This is a genomic window from Flavobacterium sp. TMP13 (assembly GCF_050847115.1).
Lineage (GTDB): Bacteria > Bacteroidota > Bacteroidia > Flavobacteriales > Flavobacteriaceae > Flavobacterium.
In genome coordinates, this window is the sequence record NZ_CP193656.1 from 2,364,428 (window position 1) to 2,384,119 (window position 19,692).

The window sequence follows — 19,692 nt, forward strand, 5'->3', positions numbered from 1 at the left end:
GGAAAATTGATAATGGAAGTAACACAGAAAATGTTTTTTTTATTACTATTTCAAAAAAGTAATGCTATTTAAAAATACAGTGACTAGTGCGCAAAAAAAAAATGCCATTTAAAACAACTCGTTCTAAATGGCATTGGTATGATTTAATAATTCAGATTGATTCCCAATCCCCAACCCATATCACTATCGTAATGGGTAGATAAAGCACTGTTTTTGGTTAAGATATATTTTAGTCCGCCCATATATTCTTTATCGGTATTGACCATAAAGGCCATTCGCACGCGCGGTGTAATGGCAATGTCTTCTCTTAAAAGTTGCATTCTAAATTTTCCATCCTGATACACTTCGGCCTGAGCTGTTACTAACCAAGGCAAAGTATAGTTGGCACCAACACTAAAAACCGCTCTACTGTCTTTGTTGCTTGATTGTCCAAAAACATTTGTTTCTGTCTCGCCAACGTCTAATTTTCGGTGTCTCCAATCAAAACCAATAAAAGGCATAAACCATTGATTTTTTCCAATGTAGCGTCCCAAATGTGTTTCTGTTTCGTATCCATCTTTATTATTGTAACCCAAACGCCATTCGGTTCCTAAGCTCCATCTTGCATTTTCAAGTGCTATTTTACCATCATTTCCGTTGGTTGCAAAATCATTTTCTGCGCTCAAATAAAGCATGTTACTTTCTTTTTGTAGCTTTTTGTATGCCCATTCTTTGTCTGGTACAAGTTCGTTTGGTGCCGAATTCTCATAGCTAAATACGCGATTCATTCCGGACATCATGTGGTATAAGATGTGACAGTGAAAAAACCAGTCTCCATCTGCATTGCCATGAAACTCAATCGTATCGGTTTCCATTGGCATAATATCGATGACATTTTTCAATGGTGCATATTCTCCTTTTCCGTTCAAGACTCTAAAATCATGACCGTGAAGATGCATCGGGTGGCGCATCATCGAGTTGTTGTACAAAGTGATTCGCACATTTTCTCCTTTTTTTATCAGTATTTTATCTGATTCAGACAGCACTTTGTTGTCCATTGACCAAACATAGCGATTCATATTTCCGGTCAATTCAAAACGAATTTCTCGCAAAGGAGCACCTTCAGGTAGCGAAGTAACTGTTGGCGACTGCAACATTCCGTAGTTCAGCGTCACCATGCCTTTTTTTGACGTTGATTGATCACCGTGAGATTTGTGACTGTCCGAACTCATGTCCATTTTTTTATTCATGTCCTTTTCCGCCATCTTCATTCCATCCATTTTCATGGTGTCCATTTTCGTATCATTCATCGGCATGTCGTCCATGTCTTTGTGGTTCATGTTTTTGTGATCCATTTTCATTTCGGGCATCTTATGGTCATCCATTTTCATTCCTTCCATCTTCATCGCTGCCTTTTTAGAAAGTTCAGGATACATAACCGCATTCATGTCCATTTTTTGCAAGCTCATCTGCATCCCCATGTCGTTCATGTTTCCATTCATGTCCATCATGCCATTCATCATTTTCATGCCTTCAAAATACTTTAAACTTGGCAATTTTTCGGCCAACTGTTTTGTTCCGTGACCCAGAAATAACGAGGCAGAACCCGATCGATCTTCTGGCGTAGCTAAAAATTCAAACGCTTTTCCATCTTCGGGAATTGTTACCACAACGTCGTAAGTTTCTGATGTACCAATAATTAAGCGATCCACTTCTACAGGAACAACGTCATTTCCATCGTTGGCAACAACTGTTATTTTGCCTGCGGCGTAAGTAAGCCAGAAATACGAAGAGGAACCTCCGTTGGCAATTCGCAAACGAACTTTATCTCCAGCTTTAAATCGACTTTTGTCTAAATTCTCTAATGGAGTAACAACTTCCGGCTCACTTTTACCATTAATTAAAAACTTGTTATAATAAATATCACTCACATCCATTGCCAACATTCGTTTCCATTCGTTGTTGAATTTCGTTTTAAAATGGCCCGCTTTGATGGCTTCTGAGTAACTTTGTGTACTTCCTTTCTTGATCGCAAACCAATCGGATGCATTGTGCAACATTCGGGTTACATTCATTGGGTTGTAATCCGTCCATTCACTTAAAATCACTGGAATTTGAAGCAAATCATCAATTTCTTTTCTAAAGGTGACATCGTCTTTTTTCTTTTTCAAAATCATCATCCCGTACATTCCAATTTGTTCCTGCAAACCACTATGGCTGTGGTACCAATGAGTTCCATGTTGAATAATAGGAAAACGATAAATATGCGTTGTCTTTGGCGCTATAGGCATTTGCGTCATATACGGAACGCCATCTTCTTTATTGGGCAAGTGCAAACCATGCCAGTGCAAAGATGTTCCCACCTTTAATTCATTGTGTACATGAATTTCGGCAATATCACCTTGAGTAAAAGTTAAGGTTGGCATTGGAATTTGGCCATTTACAGCTATTGCTTTTTTCTGTTTTCCCGAAAAATTAACCACAGTATCGCGGACATATAAATCGTATCGAACGACATTTTGAGCCACAGCCATTTGACAAGCTACTAGTGCAAAAGTCATCGTTAATAGGAGGTTTTTTTTCATATTTTTTTAAATTTTAGCTGAACGCAAACGCAAAGCATTAACAATTACTGAAACCGAACTGAAACTCATGGCAACGGCAGCAATCATTGGAGATAATAAAATTCCGAAAAACGGATATAAAATTCCCGCTGCAATAGGTACGCCCAAAATATTGTATATAAAGGCAAAAAATAAGTTTTGCTTGATGTTTTTCATCACTGCATGACTTAGGTTTTTGGCTTTCACAATTCCTTGCAAGTCACCTTTGACCAAAGTTATTTTGGCACTTTCTATGGCAACGTCTGTTCCTGTTCCCATTGCTATTCCTATATCGGCTTGCGCAAGGGCAGGAGCATCGTTTATTCCGTCACCAGCCATCGCGACAACTTTTCCTTCAGCTTGTAATTTTTTAATAAACTCCAATTTATCTTGCGGTAGAAATCCTGCTTTAAAGTCGGTCAAATGCAATTGATCTGCCACGGCTTTGGCCGTATTTTCATTATCACCCGTTAGCATAATAACTTCGACACCTTGATCTTGTAATGTTTTTATCGCAGCTACGCTGGTCTTTTTAATAGCATCCGTAATGGTTACAAAACCAACTGCAGTAGCATTAATACCTATATATGAAACCGTTTTACCTTGTTTTTGCTCTGCGGCAACTTGTTCTTTTTGCTCAGCTGTTAGTGAAATTTGCAACTGTTCCATCAATTTATCATTTCCAAGAGCAATTTTTTCATTGGCAATTGTACCGACAACACCTTTGCCAGAAAAATTTTCAAAATTCTGAACATCGGTTAACTCCATTTTTTTGTCTTTGGCAAAATTAACCACGGCTTCCGCCAAAGGATGCTCGCTTGATTGATTGAGCGATGCAATTTTATGAAGCAAGTCATCAGTTGGACCTTCCTGAAAGGCAACTACCTTTTCTACAGAAGGCTTTCCTTCGGTGATAGTTCCCGTTTTATCCGTGATCAAAACATCTACTTTATTCATGTTTTCTAAGGCCTCTGCATTTTTGATCAGCACACCAGATTGTGCGCCCTTACCAACACCAACCATAACCGACATAGGTGTGGCAAGACCTAATGCACAAGGACAAGCAATAATTAATACCGCAACTGCATTTATAAAACCATAAACCATACTTGGAGCAGGTCCGAATAAGTACCATATAAAAAAGGTAAGTATTGAAATTAAAATGACAATGGGTACAAAATATTTAGCAATGGTATCGGCTAATTTTTGAATCGGTGCACGTGAACGACTTGCATCAGTAACCATTTGTACAATTTGGGCAAGCAACGTATCTGAACCTACTTTTTCTGCAACCATCACAAATGATTTATTGCCATTTATCGTTCCCGCACTTACTGAGTCTCCTTCCGCTTTATCTACAGGAATTGGTTCTCCCGTAATCATTGATTCATCAACGTGACTGCTTCCAGTTTTTATTTTTCCATCAACCGGAATTTTTTCACCTGGTTTTACACGCAATAAATCGTCTTTTTTGATATCGTGAATAGAGATCGTTTGGTCTTTTCCATCTTGTACTAAAGTGGCATCTGTTGGCGCTAATTTCAAAAGTGCTTTTATGGCGCCACTGGTTTGACTGTGTGCTTTCGCTTCCATCAATTGACCCAATAAAACAAGCGTCAAAATAACGGTTGCTGCTTCAAAATATAAGTGGATCGTGCCGTGATGGGTTTTAAATTCGTCTGGAAAAAGCTCTGGAAAGAACATTCCGATTACGCTAAAAATAAAAGCCACACTTGTTCCAATTCCGATAAGGGTAAACATATTTAAGTTGAGCGTCACAATCGATTTCCATGCGCGTCTAAAAAACATCCAACCCGCATAAAAAACAACAGGAATAGATAATACAAATTGTACCCAATTCCAGTTCGGAATAGATAGTAATTTTTCCAGAGGATTGTTCGGAATCATTTCGCTCATCGCAATAATAAAAATTGGGAGCGTAAATAATACGGCAATTTTAAACTTCTTCAGTAAATCTTTGTATGTTTTATTGTCTTCGCTAGCCGACGGTTGCATGGGAACCAAATCCATTCCGCAAATCGGGCAACTTCCGGGAGCATCAGTTATAATTTCAGGATGCATTGGGCAAGTATACTGTTGGGTTTGATTCAGAACAGGTTGTTGCACTAAATCCATTCCGCAAATTGGACAATCTCCAGCTTTGTCATATACTTTGTCCCCTTCACAAAACATAGGGCAGTAATATTTGCCTTCTGCTACTTTGTGTTTTGTAGTTTTTGCGGGAGCGTGATCATGCTTAGTCGAGCAACATGATTTTTTAGGTTTTTCGTGTTCTGAAGTTATCGTATAATCTCCAACTGCCGAGAGCGCTTCTTGAAAATCGTCAATGGGAATGTGTTTGTCCATCGTGATTGTGGCTGCAGGCGGGTCTAGAGTAACCGTTGCTTGAACTCCTTCAATCGTGTTCAATGTTTTCTCTACTTTAGTTCGGCAGCCGTTGCAGGACATGCCGCTTATTTCATAGTGATGTGTCATTACTTTTCTTATTTTAAGATTAGTAACGCGAATAAAACGTTTAAAATTTCAAATAGTTTATTTGTTGGTTTAAAACGTTGCAGGTCTTTTTGATAATTAAGATTGATTTTTACCTTTAATTCACATTAGTAGCACAAATTTAACTAATAAACACAGGTAAAATATTGTAAAATTTTGGCTATGAGTTGTAAGATTTACAAGCTGTCTATTTGCAACCTGTTTTTCTTTTTGAGATTCTTAAAGTGTGTTGGAGAAAAACCAGTGACTTTTTTGAATTGATTGCTTAAATGAGAAACATTACTGTAATGCAATTGAAAAGCAATTTGACTTAAGGTAAGCTCGTCGTATACCAATAGTTCTTTTACTTTTTCTATTTTTTGAGCTATCAAAAACTTTTCTATTGTTGTTCCTTCAACTTCCGAAAAAAGGGCAGTTAAGGTGCTGTAGTCTTGCTGAATTTCGTCAGCTAAAAATTGAGATAAGTTAGTTGATAGTTGGTCTTTTTTATGGTGAACCAAATCTATTATCAACGTTTTTATTTTATCAATGGTTTTACTTTTTTTATCATCCAATAATTCAAAACCCAGCGTACTTAAAGTATGTATTAATTCTGATTTTACAGTTTCAATGGTTTCTTCTTTTAATTCTATTTCTCCCAATTCAACCAAAATAGGATGCAATCCGAGTTTTTCTAACTCCGATTGTACCGCCGTTTTGCAGCGGTCGCACACCATATTTTTAATAAATAGTTTCATGTACTGGAGATTTTATTTATAATTTAAAAATTAGAAAATGTGTAGTAAGAAGACACTTAAAAAAAATAGCTTTTAATTGCCGCTATTAAAATTGTAATAACAGCAACTAAAAGCTACTACTTTATTAATAAAAATTTACTGAATAACCTCATTTACACCACCACAACTCATCATTTTAGAACCGTAGTATGGATTTTTGATCGCTTTTTCGGTGCTCAACCAATTGCCACCTTTATTATTATTTGCCATTGGACAATATTGGTAATAAACCGGTGCAGTGTTTTTAGTCACTTTCATCAAGTTGTACATGTTTGGAGACAAAGTAGTAAAGGCAACACGTTGTTTCTCGACATCTTTGGTAGCTGCAATTTTCTCAGCATCCGATTTTAAAGCTTTCATTACTTTCATCCAAACGGCGTGTACGTCTTTTGAAAGTGCATCCATTTTTACACCGTCGATTGCTGTTACTAAATTTTTAGCTTTCGCCGAAGAAGTTGCAGCGTCTGTTTGTACCAGGGCATCTTTTACCTCAAAATATGAACTATAAACGCTAGCCAACGGATTATCTTTTGCAAGCACGTCAATAGGCATTATTGCAGCAGTTTCTGTTTCTGTCACTGCTTTTGGATTACGGTCATAATGACAACAATCAGCCAATTTGTTATATGCTTCTGCAGTTGCCAAATGATCTTCGCTATCGTAACCAGACATTGCAATGCGTTTTAAAACATCTTCTTTATTGGTTAAAGTTGAATCGAAAGTAATGCTTGCCATTTTGGTATCCGAATTCCAATCTACTTTGGCAATTTGATCTAAATTTCCTGCCTTTTCAATTGTTTTTTCGCACTTCTCGCAGTTGCCATAAATTTTGGCAGTTTCTGTTTTGGCATTATTTATTTTTGCATCGCAAGCGGCAAGAGTAAAAAATAAAGTAATTGCCATGCATGTTTGGAAAAATGATTTCATAAGAGTGATATTTTAAACTAATTAGTATTTTTTTTATAAAAATAAAGATAGTGACTTTTAACGATCGTTTTATGTTTAAGACAGAATCTATGTTTTAAAATTCGGCAGTTTCGGTCGGAATAGCTTCGGTTTGTTCACTTTCGATTATTGACAAAGTTTTAGAGTCTAGATTACCAGAGAAAAATGCATCTAAGATTTCCTGAAAAATAGGATGCGTATTTTCTAAAACACTAAAAAGTGTCATAGAAGAACGTAACTTTCGAGCATTTAAATCTCCAAAAATACCTTCTGCTGATTTTCTTTTTAAAGTCAATAGTAATTCTGAAATCTCTATAAAATGCTTGCCTAAAATAGGGTGTGCTAAAAATGCTTCTGCTTCTTTTACGTTTGCAATAGCGTAAAGAACAGAAGTATCGCTCGATCCCAGTCCTTTGATTTGAGGAAAGATAAACCACATCCAATGCGTTTCTTTTTTTCCTTTGGTAAGTTCTGCCAAAGCATTAAGATACATTTTGTTTTGAGCCTCTAAAAATCGCGTTAAATCTGTATTTGAGTATGCCATTGTAGTAATAAATTGGTGTGAAAAAGTTTTCAAAAGTAGTGAAAAAGAAAGCTGCTGCCTACGGAAAAGAATCAACAACAATTCCTTTTCTCCGTTAAGGGTTATTTATCAAGTCATTTTTGTGTTTAAAAAGTTTATTTTAATGTTTTTTTTAAAGTTTTAGAAGGAAGTCTTTGTTACTTTAACTCCTAGTTCTAATTTTATTTATAACCTAGTTTTAGCGATATAAAGCTTTGATTCGCAAAATTAAACTTACTTTATTAAAATTTATAATGGACTAAATTTTAGTATAACTTCATGGTTTGATCTAAATATTACATTTTTGATTGCTGTAAATTTCTATTGGTTTGTCTAAATGTTAAATTAATTCTTGGTAAGACTTCTCGCGCTGTTTTGGGAACTTGATGCTGCCAAAAACTGTTTGTTGTTCCCGACATTAAAAGAAAAGAACCGTGATGCAACGGAATTTCAACTTGTTTTTGGTCTTTGTTAAATTTATGCCGCAAACGAAACAGCCGTGTTTCTCCAAAAGTCACCGATGCAATTGTGGGGTTTTTGCCCGAATTGTGTTCTTTGTCGCTGTGCCAAGCCACGCCATCGTTACCATCTCTGTACAAATTTAGCAGTACACTATTGAACGCAACTGCCGTTTGGTCTTCGACCCGTTTTCTAATAGTGAGCAATTCGGGAGTCCAATCGGAAACTTCGGTATTGCAATCTATATTATTCTTGTCTTCGTACCACGCAATCATTCTGGGAGCTGTTACGTTTTTTTCGAATAGCGTCATTTCGTATGCTTTCCATTTGGTTTGATGTAGCATTTGTTCGTAATAATAATCCGCTTCGTCTTTACTAAAAAAATTATCGATCAATAGTAACTCAGCATCTGGCAAATCAAATGTTACTGTACCTTTTGTACCTGAAGTAAAAAGTGCTGTATCGTTAAATAATTGCATTACTTTTTTCTTTAAAGATTAATTTTAAACACTTACGATTTCTGTATAAAATAATTTAGCTAGAAGTACATCTATACTTTCATTTTATATCTTGGCAATCCAATTTCATGCTCTTGCGGATACGGCGCTCTTTGTGTATTACTTACATCTTCTTTTAGTTTTTGTTGGGTTTTAAATTGATGGTCTTCAGAATTACTGTACCTCGGATCGGCAATAAAAGGCATTTTCGCCATTTTATTTATAGTAACCGTTGGAAAATGATAATCAACTTCGACTGTTCCCAGAAGCAAATAACAGCCACCTCCTTGAAATGGATAATGCACTAAATTATCTGGAAAATGGACAGTGTCAAAATATGAACCTTCATGATCGATCCAAGTGCCAAAATACATCGCACCCCTTTTGGTAGGAACGTGTTTTCTAGAAATAAGATAAGCCAGCATGCGCACTTGTTTTTTATGGTGTAAAATCAAATCTTTTGCCATAATATCGCCGCGATGTGTGGTTTGTAATAGATCAAAAGGACTACAAGAAACAGGAAAACTCAAAAGTTCTATTTCATCAAAAGCATCTTCAAAAAAAGAACGTTCTAGGGTAGGGAGTTTATAGTCTTTTACGGGTTCTTGCATCAATAATAAACTGCGATTCTCAGGTTTAAAATTGTTCAACAGTAAACTAGCGATTACTAAAAGTTGGTTTTTGGTTTTGGTTGTAAAACGAAAAGCGCCGATAAAAATTAAAACTTTGATTCCTTCAATTCCCATCGGTATCCGATTGATGAAATCTTCTAAAGAAATAAAAAGTCCGTTTTTAGCACGATCCGAAACGATAAACGAGGTCATTTTAGAATCTAAACCCATCAATTGCATAAACCCTAAATAAATAAGAGTTCCACTAACTGTGGTTTCTAAATCACTATTATTCACACATGGATTTTCAATTTTTCCTCCCGCCATTCTTGCTTCGTGTACATAGACTTCGGTTCTGTAAAAACCACCTTGATTGTTGATCACAGCGACCATAAACTCTATAGGATAGTGGACTTTTAGATACAAACTTTGGTAACTTTCTACCGCATAAGAAGCCGAATGCGCTTTGCAAAAAGAATAGCCCGCAAAAGATTCAATCTGACGGTAAATTTCTTCACTAAGTTTTACAGGATGCCCTTTTTGGGCACAACTCGCAAAAAAGTTATCTTTTACATTTTGTAAAGCTTGCAAAGAACGGCCCTTGCCACTCATCGCCCGACGCAGAATATCACCATCGGCAGCGGGAAGACCACCATAATGCAAGGCAATTTTGATCACATCTTCCTGATAAACCATAATGCCGTAAGTTTCGCCCAGTTGTTCTTCGAATACTTTATGAAAATATTCAAATTTTGTGGGATGGTTGTGTCTGAAAATGTATTCTTTCATCATGCCGGATTGCGCTACTCCAGGACGAATTATCGAAGAAGCGGCAACCAAAACTTTGTAATTGTCACAACTCAAACGGCGCAACAAACCACGCATCGCAGGACTTTCGATATAAAAACAACCAATCGTTTTGCCTTGTGCTAAAAAAATATTGCACAAAGCTTCATTTTTAGAAAGCGAAGTATCCCGAATATTGACGCGAATCCCCCTGTTTTTCTCGATTAGTTTTACGGTGTCATCAATATGTCCAATACCGCGTTGGCTTAAAATATCGAACTTTTCAAAACCAATATCTTCAGCGACGTGCATGTCAAAAAGCACAATAGGAAACCCTTTTGGCGGCATTTCTAAAGGCGTGTAGTTGGTGATTGGTTCTTCAGAAATGATAATACCACAGGAGTGCATGCTCCGTTGGTTGGGATATTTCTCTAATAACATGCCGTATTCTTGCACGTATTTTACAACCGAATTACTTTCGTGTAAATTCATGGGATTTTTGGCCAATTTGTCGAGTTCCTCTTTCGGAAGTCCGAATACTTTGCCTACTTCTCTAAAGATCGAACGGTATTTAAATTCGACATTGGTGCCGCAAAAAGCCACATTTTCATAGCCGTAACGGTTAAAAATATATTCTAAAATAGTATCACGCTCTTTCCAACTCCAATCAATATCAAAATCGGGCGGACTTTTGCGATTAATATTCAAGAATCGTTCAAAATACAAGTCGAGTTCTAGCGGGCAAATATCAGTAATGCCCAAACAATAAGCGATGATGCTATTGGCGCCGCTACCACGTCCAATGTGCATGAATCCACGGCTGTTGCTGTAGCGAATAATATCCCAAGTGATTAAAAAATAACCGCTAAACTGCAGTTCATCAATTACTTTTAACTCTTTTTCAACTCTTTCTTGAGCAGGAATATTATTGGCGCCATAACGCCAAATCAATCCTTGATGCGCCAAAGTAGTTAACAATGCCAAGTCAGTTTTGCGATTGGCAGTATAAAATTTTTTGTTTTTGGGTGTTTTAAAATCGTAGTTAAAATTGCATTCCGCACTAATTCGTTCGGTATTGGCAATCAGTTCAGGATAATTTTCGTAGGTTTCTAAAAGCGAAGGTATTGGGACCATCACTTCAGAAAGTTTGCAGTAATCGCTTTCGGTAAGTTTAGACAAAAGAGAATTGGTGTCAATCGCTCGTAATATTTTATGCAAATTGTACTCCTTTTTAGTTCTAAAAGTGACTGGTTTTAGAACCACCATTTTTGCTTTTCTACTTTGGTATTTCAGATGAAAAAGTTTGGGTAAATCTTCGGGTGTCATTCCTATAAATTCATTTTCCCGTAATGTTTCAGGTGCTTTTTCTAAAGGATAAATGATAAAAACCGACTCAAATTCGGGAGCAATTATCGGCAAAGAGGCTCCGCTAAAATTGTGTTTGGTCAAGAACCGATTCATTTCGGCTAATCCGCTGGCATTTTTAGCCAAACCAATGTAACGCAATTGCTGTTCAGAACGAAATTCTATTCCTACCAGAGGTTTTATTCCCACTAGTTCGCAACCTTTTATAAAATCATATATTCCGGTTACGGTATTAATATCAGTCAACGCCATTGTTTTTACGCCACAATTTACCGCTTGACTGATGAGGTCTTGAAGCGGAATAGTGCCGTAGCGCAACGAATGAAAAGAATGACAATTGAGGTACATGATACTGGAATTATTTTAGAGTTTGCGTTTTAAAATTTCATTTTTAGTATTGGGTTTAAAGGATGCGCCAGCGCAACGCATTACGGCGTCAAAACCATACCGACTTTTCATTTTATCCATTGCGGCATAGAGCGATAGCATTTCTTGCGTGTCTTCAAAAAGGTCAATTTGATAAGTCCCGCGCACCAATCCGCTAAAGCGAATACCAATTAATCGCAACCGCATGCGACGCTGGTAGAGTTTGTCAAAAAGATCAGTTACATTTTTGGTCAATAAATGGTCGGCAGAGGTATAGGCAATTTTAGCTTGTTTGGTCTCGGTGTCAAAGTTGGCGTATCGTATTTTTACCACAACAGTCGAGGTCAACCATTCTTCTGAGCGAAGTTGAAAGGCTAGTTTTTCGACCATTCCTACTAATATTGATTTCAGTTTGGCAATGTCTATCGTGTCTTGAGAAAATGTATGTTCAGTAGAAATAGATTTTCTTTCGGTATAAGGTTGTACTGGATTCAGGTCAATTCCGTTGGCTTTTTTCCACAATTCTAGGCCATTTTTCCCAATCATTCTTTGGAGCACTTCGGCTGGCATTTCAGACAAAGTTTGTATGTTTCGAATGCCAATTCTAGACAACAATTGAAAAGTAACAGTTCCCACCATAGGTATTTTTTGGATGGACAACGGATTCAAAAAAGCTTGTACATTGGGTTCTAGAATTTCCAGATTTCCTCTGGGTTTTCCTTCTCCCGTAGCAATTTTAGAAACTGTTTTATTGACTGATAAAGCAAAACTAATTGGCAATCCTGTTTCTTTAATTACCGCTTCTGCGAGTTCATTGGTCCATTTGTAACTTCCGTGAAAACGATCCATTCCTGTAATGTCCAGATAGAATTCGTCGATACTCGCTTTTTCCATAATCGGTGCTTTTTCTTGAATAACCTGAGTAACATCATGGGACAATTTGGAGTACAATTCCATATCGCCTTTGATAATTTTAGCTTGTGGACACAATTTCATCGCCATTTGTATGGGCATTGCCGAGCGGACTCCAAAACGGCGTGCTTCATAGGAGCAAGAAGCCACCACGCCACGATCGCCACCTCCTATAATTAAAGGAATGCCGTCTAGTTGCGAGTTGGTGCGTCTTTCGCAGGATACAAAAAAAGTATCCAAATCCATGTGTACAATTGCACGTGCCATTTTAGTTGTTTTTGTAAACGACAAAACTAGTACAGATTATAACAAAATTGATTACATTTGCTGTTATAAATTGTAACAAAATAGTTATGTCATTATTTTCAGACAATATCAGAGCACTGCGTTTAAAGGATAAAGTATCACAGGAAAAGCTAGCCGAAAGCCTCTTGATTACTCGGGGTAGGTATGTAAAATATGAAGATGGAACTTCGGAAGCGCCATATGATATTTTAAAGAAAATCGCCTTTTATTACCACATTAGTATCGACTTATTATTATCGGTTGATGTGCGTAAAATTGACATGCAAGATTTGTTGAAACTCGAAAACAACCGACTTGTTTTGCCCATACAGGTGGATCAAGAAGGAGAAAATTGCATAGAAGTCGTTACCCAAAAAGTAAAAGCGGGTTATTTAAATGGCTATGCCGATCCTGAATATATTGAAAATTTACAGCAGATTTCGTTACCGTTTTTAGGAGCGGGTAAATACAGAGGGTTTCCGGTAGAAGGCGATTCGATGCCGCCGCATGCAGAAGGGAGTATTATTATTGGTCGTTACATTGAAAGTTTAGGAGAGGTAATGGATGGTAAAACCTATATTTTGATTACTAAAAATGAAGGAATGGTTTACAAACGACTCAATAAAAATAAAAAAAATGCTTTGGTTTTAGAATCGGACAATCGTTTTTATCCAAATTATGAAGTTAGAGCTTCTGATATTATTGAGATATGGGAATACCATTGCAATATTGGTCGCAGCGACAAACGTCAAGAATTAAACGAAACGCAAAGTGTGAAAGAATTGTTGATGGAAGTAAAAAGAGATGTTATGGAGATTAAAAATACCGTTCGAGGAATTTCATAATTAAAAAGTTTTGACAAAACTCAAGCCATACTGCTGACCGTTGTAAAAAGGAGCAATTATCGAAGTTGAATTGGCATCTGTAGATTTGAATAGTTTTTGAGTCAAATACGGATTAACCCAATAAGCAATTTTGGTACTTATGATTCCAATTCCAGCACCAGCGGCAACATCAGTTAGCCAATGGCGATCGTTATAAATTCGGAATAAACCCGTCCCAGTGGCAACGGCATATCCTGCAATTCCGTACCAAATTGATTGGTCTTTGTATTCTTGGTACAAAAATTCGGCACCTGCAAAAGCAGTGGCTGTATGTCCCGATGGAAAAGAGTTGTTGGAGCTTCCGTCAGGTCTTGTTACATGAGTAACTGATTTTAAAGCTAAAATTGTAGAAGCCATAATTAGATAGGAAGTGGCAAAAATCACACTTCGATCACGCAAATCATTTTTACCTTTTACACCAAATGCATTCAGGACATATACAGAAGCAGCAGGTGCATATTGAGAAAAGTCATCAACACTTATTTTAGTATCAATATGTTCATTTACTTCTGTCTTAATTTGGTCATTAAAATCTTTAATTTGATCGCTTTCTATACCAATAACACCGTACCCAATTAAAATACTCGGAACAATAAGTTGTTTATAATTGAATTTTAAAAAACTAATGGTATCTACTTTTACAGTATCAACCACCGCACTTTGTGCGATTGTCTTTATAGAAATAAAAAGAATACAGATCGAAATTACAATTTTTTGAAGCATAGTACTGCTTTTAGGTTATCTGTTTATAACGTACTAAAATAAGACCTATTTTGTTAGCATAATCAACTTAAGCAAATCTTAATTTTAGTGTTTTGTATAATTTAAATAAAAAAACGAATACTTCTCGATTTGAGCAGTATTCGTTTTTCTATTTATGTCAATTGAAATTAACGTCGGTGTTTAAAACGCTTGTGTGTCCATAAGTAATATTCGGGTGCTTCTATAATTTGTTGCTCCACCATTTTTGTGTAGGTGTCTGTAATTTCATGCTCTGCTGCTTCTCTTGGATTATCGCAAACAGGAACAAAAGTAGCTTCGTAATAACCTCGTTTAACTTTTTTTACTTTTATAAATATAGAGTCCAAATCATATCTTTTGGCTAACATTTCGGCTCCAGTATGAATAGGAACTTCGATACCTAAAAATTTATTCCAGTACACTGCTTTATCTAGTTTTGGCGATTGGTCACTTACTAAACCGTATGCGTACATGATTTCGGTTTGTTTGGCATTTTTAGCCATCATCGGAATGGCATGTCGGGTTTCGGCTAAATCAGTACCATATTCTGAGCGAATTTTTCGCACTAATTTATCAAAATAAGGATTGGCTATTTTTTTATAAACCCCAACTCCTTTAAATTTAGTTTGTGAGTTCAAGGTCAGCAACCATTCAAAACTAGCATAGTGCGAGGCAAATAAAATAATACTTTTACCTCGATTTTCATATTCTTTTACCACTTCGATATTCATCAATTTAAAGCGTTTGCTCATTTCCTCGTGAGAAATAGTCATCGTTTTAATCATTTCTAAAAACATATCACACATGTGTTGGTAGAATTTTTTCTCGATAACCAAAAGTTCTTTATCTGAAAGATGCGGTAATGCTAATACCAAATTTTCACGAACTACTTTTTTTCTATATCCTACAACATAATAAATGAGAAAGTAAACAAAGTCAGAAAATAAATAAAATATAGGAAATGGAAGTATCGAAATAAGCCATAAAAAAGGATAGGCAATAAGGTAAACTAGAAATTGCATAAAGCGTTTTTTTTACAAATATAATTTAAAAAAGCAAAGCAGACTCTCTTTTATAATGTTCCGCATTGTTTATTGGAATGATTATCTTTACCCTTAAAATTTATTAAAAATATGAATACTATTTTGATCGGAATAATTGTAGCCAACGTATTAATTAGTTACAAAGGTTTTAATGATCTTGCTTTTTTTAGAAAATATGAGTTCCATGTAGGTAGCATACGAGCAGGTGAACAAATCCGAATGTTTTCGTCTGGTTTTTTACACGTAGACATGATGCATCTTTTTTTTAATATGCTAACGCTTTGGTTTTTTGCACCCGTAGTTATTAATTATTTAGGTAATTTTTCTTTTGGATTGATTTACATTGCAAGTTTGATTTTTGGAAGTTTATTGACGATGATGTTTCATAAAAACGACTACAATTATAGAGCAGTTGGTGCATCTGGAGCAGTAACCGGAATTTTGTATTCGGCTATTTTGTTGCAACCCGATATGATGTTGGGAATCTTCTTTATTATTCCGATGCCAGCGTATTTATTCGGAATAGGATATTTATTATATTCTATTTACGGAATGAGAGCTAAAAATGATAATATTGGGCATACCGCTCACTTTGGTGGAGCAATTGGTGGTTATCTTATCACTTTGCTAAAAGAACCATCTATGTTAACCACAAACACTCTTATGGTGGTTTTGTTAGCCATACCCATCGTAATTTTGTTTGTAATGGCAAAAGCAGGAAAGCTATAATGGCATAACTTTTGGTTTAAAACAACTATAACATTAAAAATTAAATTAACATGAAAAAAGTACTACCTGCATTATTGATATTATTTGCTACAATGACTTACGCTCAAGAAACCAAACAAGTTCCGCAAATTAGCGTGAGTGGAGAAGGAAAAGTAAAAGTTATTCCAGATGAAGCAACTATTGTAGCAACAGTTGAAACCAAAGGAAATGACGCTAAAACAATTAAGAAAGAAAACGATAGAAAAATTGAAGCCGTTTTAAAATTCATTAAAAAGATGAATATTCCTGCGACTGATTTTAAAACGCAGCGAGTTGCTTTGAATCCACAATATGATTACGAAAAAAAGAAACATAGCTATAATGCTACTCAGACTATTGAAATTTCATTGAAAGATTTGAATAAATACGATGAATTGATGGAAGGATTAGTAAATGAAGGAATCAATAGAATTGACAATGTAACTTTTGAATCTTCAGAATTAGCCAAACACGAATCGCAAGCTCGTAAATTAGCGATGAAAGATGCTAAATTAAAGGCAGAAGATTATGTATCTGTTTTGGGTCAAAAAATAGGTAAAGCCTTGTTGATTTCAGACAATTCACAAGTATACAGACCACAACCAATATTTATGGCTGCAATGGCAAAAAGAGAGATGAGCGACGTGGCACCAAGAGAAACTTTGGCACTTGGTGAAATCGAAATCACATCAAACGTGACAGTTAGTTTTATTTTAGATTAAGTTATTTGTATCACTAAAAAAATCCCATCATTTGTAAAGTGGTGGGATTTTTTTATGTTTTATAAGGAACTATTTTTTTTTATTGTAATTGAAAAGTTTCTTTAAATATGAACTATAGAATGCAGTTCTTAATATAGTAATTACCATATAGAAACACATTTCATCGCATACAATAGTATGTATATTTTAGAAAAAAAGTAGTGTTTATTGTAAGCTTACAAAATCTATGTATTAGATAGCACTATAAATATTTTAGTAACTCTCTTTTTTAAATGGTGATTAAAATGAAAAAGGATCAACCTTAGAAGAGAATTAAATGATTTTTCCGTCCAGAAAAACCGCTTCAATTAAGTTACTTCCAAAAGCATACGGCAATTGGTAATAGGAAGTAATTGCTTTGGTTAAAATCAAGTTCGCTTTTTTTCCCTTGGTAATACTTCCGTGCGTTTCTGAAACTCCCATAGCATAAGCACCGTTAATTGTAGCTGCATTGATGGCTTCTTGGGGCGTCATTTTCATTTTGATACAAGCTGTAGCTACCACAAAATTCATGTTGCCCGATGGTGTAGAACCCGGATTAAAATCGGTCGCCAAAGCTAAGGGTAAACCTGCTGCAATCATTTTACGCGCTGGCGTATACGGAATACTTAAAAAATAAGAGCAAGATGGTAAAGCTACTGGCATTGTGTGGCTGTTTTTAAGTGCTTCTATATCGTCATCCGTCATTACTTCGAGATGATCTACCGAAAGTGCTTTGTGCTTTATTCCCGCTTGAATACCACCAATCGAATTGAATTGATTTACGTGAATTTTAGGTTCTAATCCGTGTTGAATTCCAGCAACCATAATCTCTTCAGTTTCTGCAACCGTAAAATAGCCCGTTTCGCAAAAAACATCCACATAATGTGCTAGCTTTTCTTTGGCTATTTGAGGCAACATTTCATTGATCATACAATCAATATAGCCTCTTTTGTTGTCTTTAAAAAGAGTAGGGTAGGCATGTGCTCCTAAAAAAGTCGATTTGATCGTTATTGGGTAATTTTGGGCTAATTTTTTAATGACACGAAGCATTTTTAACTCGCCTTCGACTGTTAATCCATAACCCGATTTTATTTCTACAGCTCCAGTCCCTAAATGCATCACTTCTTCCAAACGAACTTTAGATTGTTCATAAATCTCTTCTTCTAAAGTTTCATTGAGTTTTTGAGCCGAGTTTAAAATTCCGCCACCACGATTGGCAATCTCTTCATATGAAAGTCCGTTGATACGGTCTACAAATTCACCTTCGCGATTGCCCGCATAGACAATGTGCGTATGACTGTCACACCAAGTAGGTAAAACTATTTTTCCAGTAGCATCGATAGTGAGGTCTGCATTAATTTTAGGAAGATTTTCCATCAAACCAAAATCAGAAATAATGTCATTTTCAAGTACCAAATACGCATTTTTCAAAGTAGGTAAAATAGCCATTTCAGCACCAGAAACTTTAGCTATCGACGTTTCGCGTACTTGCAGTAATTCTTGTATGTTTAGCAGTAGTGTTGTCATGGTGCTTTTTTATTCTGAAACAGAAATTTCAAACATTTTATCCCAATTTTTACCTGTTACAAAAATAGTTTTGGATTTAGGATTGTATGCAATTCCGTTCAATACATCCTCTTCGGTAACATCAACTAGTTTTCGCAAACCAGATAGGTCAAGAATTCCTTCTACAGCACCAGAGGTTGAATTGATAACGGCGATAGCATCTTTTTGCCATACGTTAGCATAAAATTTACCATCAATTAATTCCAGTTCATTAACTTGTTTAATCTTCGATTGTCCCGAATATACATTGATATAATCGACCATTTTTTGTGTTTTAGGATCCATTTTCCAGATTTTCTCTGTCCCATCACCACAGTAGATGTATGTTCCGTCGTTGGTCATTCCCCAGCCTTCAATGTCTTTGTCGTACGTAAAGGATTTTTCTAATTTTAATGTTTTAGCATCGTAGATAAAACCTGTTTTTTCTTGCCAAGTCAACTGAAAAATTTTGTCGTTGATGATTGTAATTCCTTCTCCAAAATACTTAGAATCCATTGTTACTTCTTGGTACACTTTTCCAGTTTTGTAATCGTATTTTCTAAAGTACGATGTACCTTTTTGTCCAGTACTTTCATATAAAGTGTCTTTGTAAAACTCCAAACCTTCTGTAAAAGCAGTTTTATCGTGTGGATATGTATTTACAATTTTGTATTTCATTAATTTTGGAGTAACATCTGAGATTACTTCAATTCTAGCAGTAGCATCAGAATTTTCACCGCCAAAGAAAACCATCGCTTTTAAGTTTTGGTACCCTAACTTCTGGTCTTTTAATTCAAATTTAAACGGAGTAGCACTATTTACAGTTCCTACTTTAGTATCATTGATATAATATACAATACTGTCAATTTTTTTGTCTTTCGGATTTAAAACTCCTAGAGAAACCGATTGAGAGGTCGAAAAATGAGCTGGAAAAGCAGAATTATCGATGTTGAAAAGAGAATTTTCACCTTTTTTTGTGTCGCCGCAACCAATCATTGTGATTCCTAATAAAATGGTAGTTAGGAAGTTATAATTTTTCATAGTTATAAATTTAAATATACCAATATACAACGATATTTTTATCGGGGCAAAGCTCTTGCACAAATATAAAAAGATTGTATATTTGCAGCGGCAAGTCCTACACGACCAGCTCCTGCAGACTCCCCCAGGATGGGAACATAGCAAGGGTACGTGGTTGAGCGGTGCGATGTAGGTCGCTTGCCATTTTTTTTATCTGTTAGTCATTCGAATCAGATTTTTTTTAAATATGAGAATTGTAGTCTTCCTTCGGGGAGATTTTTTTATTTTTGGACGTTTCGTTTTTAAAAA

15 protein-coding genes and 1 other RNA gene are annotated in these 19,692 nt (G+C 35.8%); 4 read left to right on the top strand and 12 right to left on the bottom strand.

Going from position 1 to position 19,692, the window contains the following annotated elements; translation table 11 throughout:
- Positions 1 to 143 precede the first annotated feature (143 nt).
- The 8 genes from ACRASX_RS10250 to dinB all read right to left on the bottom strand — a co-directional run bounded on the left by ACRASX_RS10250 (position 144) and on the right by dinB (position 12,642).
- On the bottom strand, positions 144 to 2,564 hold the full coding sequence (locus ACRASX_RS10250) for a multicopper oxidase domain-containing protein (RefSeq protein WP_432221149.1): 2,421 nt from the start codon (positions 2,562 to 2,564) through the stop codon (positions 144 to 146).
- A gap of 6 nt (positions 2,565 to 2,570) precedes the next feature.
- A complete protein-coding gene (locus ACRASX_RS10255) occupies positions 2,571 to 5,078 on the bottom strand; it encodes a heavy metal translocating P-type ATPase (protein ID WP_432221150.1) in 2,508 nt (835 codons plus the stop codon).
- Between the two features lie 194 nt (positions 5,079 to 5,272).
- A complete protein-coding gene (locus ACRASX_RS10260; RefSeq protein WP_432221151.1) occupies positions 5,273 to 5,833 on the bottom strand; it encodes a helix-turn-helix domain-containing protein in 561 nt (186 codons plus the stop codon).
- A 135-nt stretch (positions 5,834 to 5,968) separates the two neighbouring features.
- Complete coding sequence (locus ACRASX_RS10265; RefSeq protein WP_432221152.1) at positions 5,969 to 6,799, bottom strand: DUF3347 domain-containing protein; 831 nt, start codon at positions 6,797 to 6,799, stop codon at positions 5,969 to 5,971.
- A gap of 94 nt (positions 6,800 to 6,893) precedes the next feature.
- A complete protein-coding gene (locus tag ACRASX_RS10270; protein WP_066308678.1) occupies positions 6,894 to 7,361 on the bottom strand; it encodes a DUF1810 domain-containing protein in 468 nt (155 codons plus the stop codon).
- 314 nt (positions 7,362 to 7,675) lie between these two features.
- The gene (locus ACRASX_RS10275) at positions 7,676 to 8,317 is read right to left on the bottom strand and encodes an alpha-ketoglutarate-dependent dioxygenase AlkB family protein (RefSeq protein ID WP_432221153.1); all 642 of its coding nucleotides are present in this window, start codon (positions 8,315 to 8,317) and stop codon (positions 7,676 to 7,678) included.
- Positions 8,318 to 8,388: 71 nt separating this feature from the next.
- Complete coding sequence (locus tag ACRASX_RS10280) at positions 8,389 to 11,445, bottom strand: DNA polymerase III subunit alpha (protein ID WP_432221154.1); 3,057 nt, start codon at positions 11,443 to 11,445, stop codon at positions 8,389 to 8,391.
- Positions 11,446 to 11,460: 15 nt separating this feature from the next.
- Positions 11,461 to 12,642 (bottom strand): DNA polymerase IV, encoded by a 1,182-nt coding sequence (gene dinB, locus ACRASX_RS10285; protein WP_432221155.1) that lies wholly within the window; start codon positions 12,640 to 12,642, stop codon positions 11,461 to 11,463.
- A gap of 86 nt (positions 12,643 to 12,728) precedes the next feature.
- Here dinB and ACRASX_RS10290 point away from each other — a divergent pair, with 86 nt between their 5' ends.
- Positions 12,729 to 13,505 (top strand): XRE family transcriptional regulator, encoded by a 777-nt coding sequence (locus ACRASX_RS10290; RefSeq protein ID WP_066308665.1) that lies wholly within the window; start codon positions 12,729 to 12,731, stop codon positions 13,503 to 13,505.
- Here ACRASX_RS10290 and ACRASX_RS10295 read toward each other — a convergent pair whose 3' ends face one another.
- A complete protein-coding gene (locus tag ACRASX_RS10295; RefSeq protein ID WP_432221156.1) occupies positions 13,506 to 14,267 on the bottom strand; it encodes a phosphatase PAP2 family protein in 762 nt (253 codons plus the stop codon).
- 167 nt (positions 14,268 to 14,434) lie between these two features.
- Positions 14,435 to 15,307 carry a lysophospholipid acyltransferase family protein gene (locus ACRASX_RS10300; protein ID WP_066308654.1) on the bottom strand — a complete coding sequence of 291 codons (873 nt, stop codon included), beginning with the start codon at positions 15,305 to 15,307 and terminating at the stop codon, positions 14,435 to 14,437.
- Positions 15,308 to 15,418: 111 nt separating this feature from the next.
- On the opposite strand from ACRASX_RS10300, the gene ACRASX_RS10305 reads away from it, so the two are divergent.
- Positions 15,419 to 16,057 (top strand): rhomboid family intramembrane serine protease, encoded by a 639-nt coding sequence (locus ACRASX_RS10305; RefSeq protein ID WP_432221157.1) that lies wholly within the window; start codon positions 15,419 to 15,421, stop codon positions 16,055 to 16,057.
- Between the two features lie 50 nt (positions 16,058 to 16,107).
- Positions 16,108 to 16,797, top strand: a complete 690-nt coding sequence (locus ACRASX_RS10310; protein ID WP_432221158.1) for an SIMPL domain-containing protein — start codon at positions 16,108 to 16,110, stop codon at positions 16,795 to 16,797.
- Positions 16,798 to 17,109: 312 nt separating this feature from the next.
- Here the strand turns inward: ACRASX_RS10310 and hutI are convergent, their stop codons facing one another.
- Positions 17,110 to 18,345, bottom strand: a complete 1,236-nt coding sequence (hutI, locus tag ACRASX_RS10315) for an imidazolonepropionase (protein ID WP_432221159.1) — start codon at positions 18,343 to 18,345, stop codon at positions 17,110 to 17,112.
- Between the two features lie 9 nt (positions 18,346 to 18,354).
- Complete coding sequence (locus ACRASX_RS10320; protein ID WP_432221160.1) at positions 18,355 to 19,404, bottom strand: glutaminyl-peptide cyclotransferase; 1,050 nt, start codon at positions 19,402 to 19,404, stop codon at positions 18,355 to 18,357.
- Between the two features lie 88 nt (positions 19,405 to 19,492).
- On the opposite strand from ACRASX_RS10320, the gene ffs reads away from it, so the two are divergent.
- An RNA gene (ffs, locus tag ACRASX_RS10325) (signal recognition particle sRNA small type) lies at positions 19,493 to 19,590 on the top strand.
- Positions 19,591 to 19,692 lie beyond the last annotated feature (102 nt).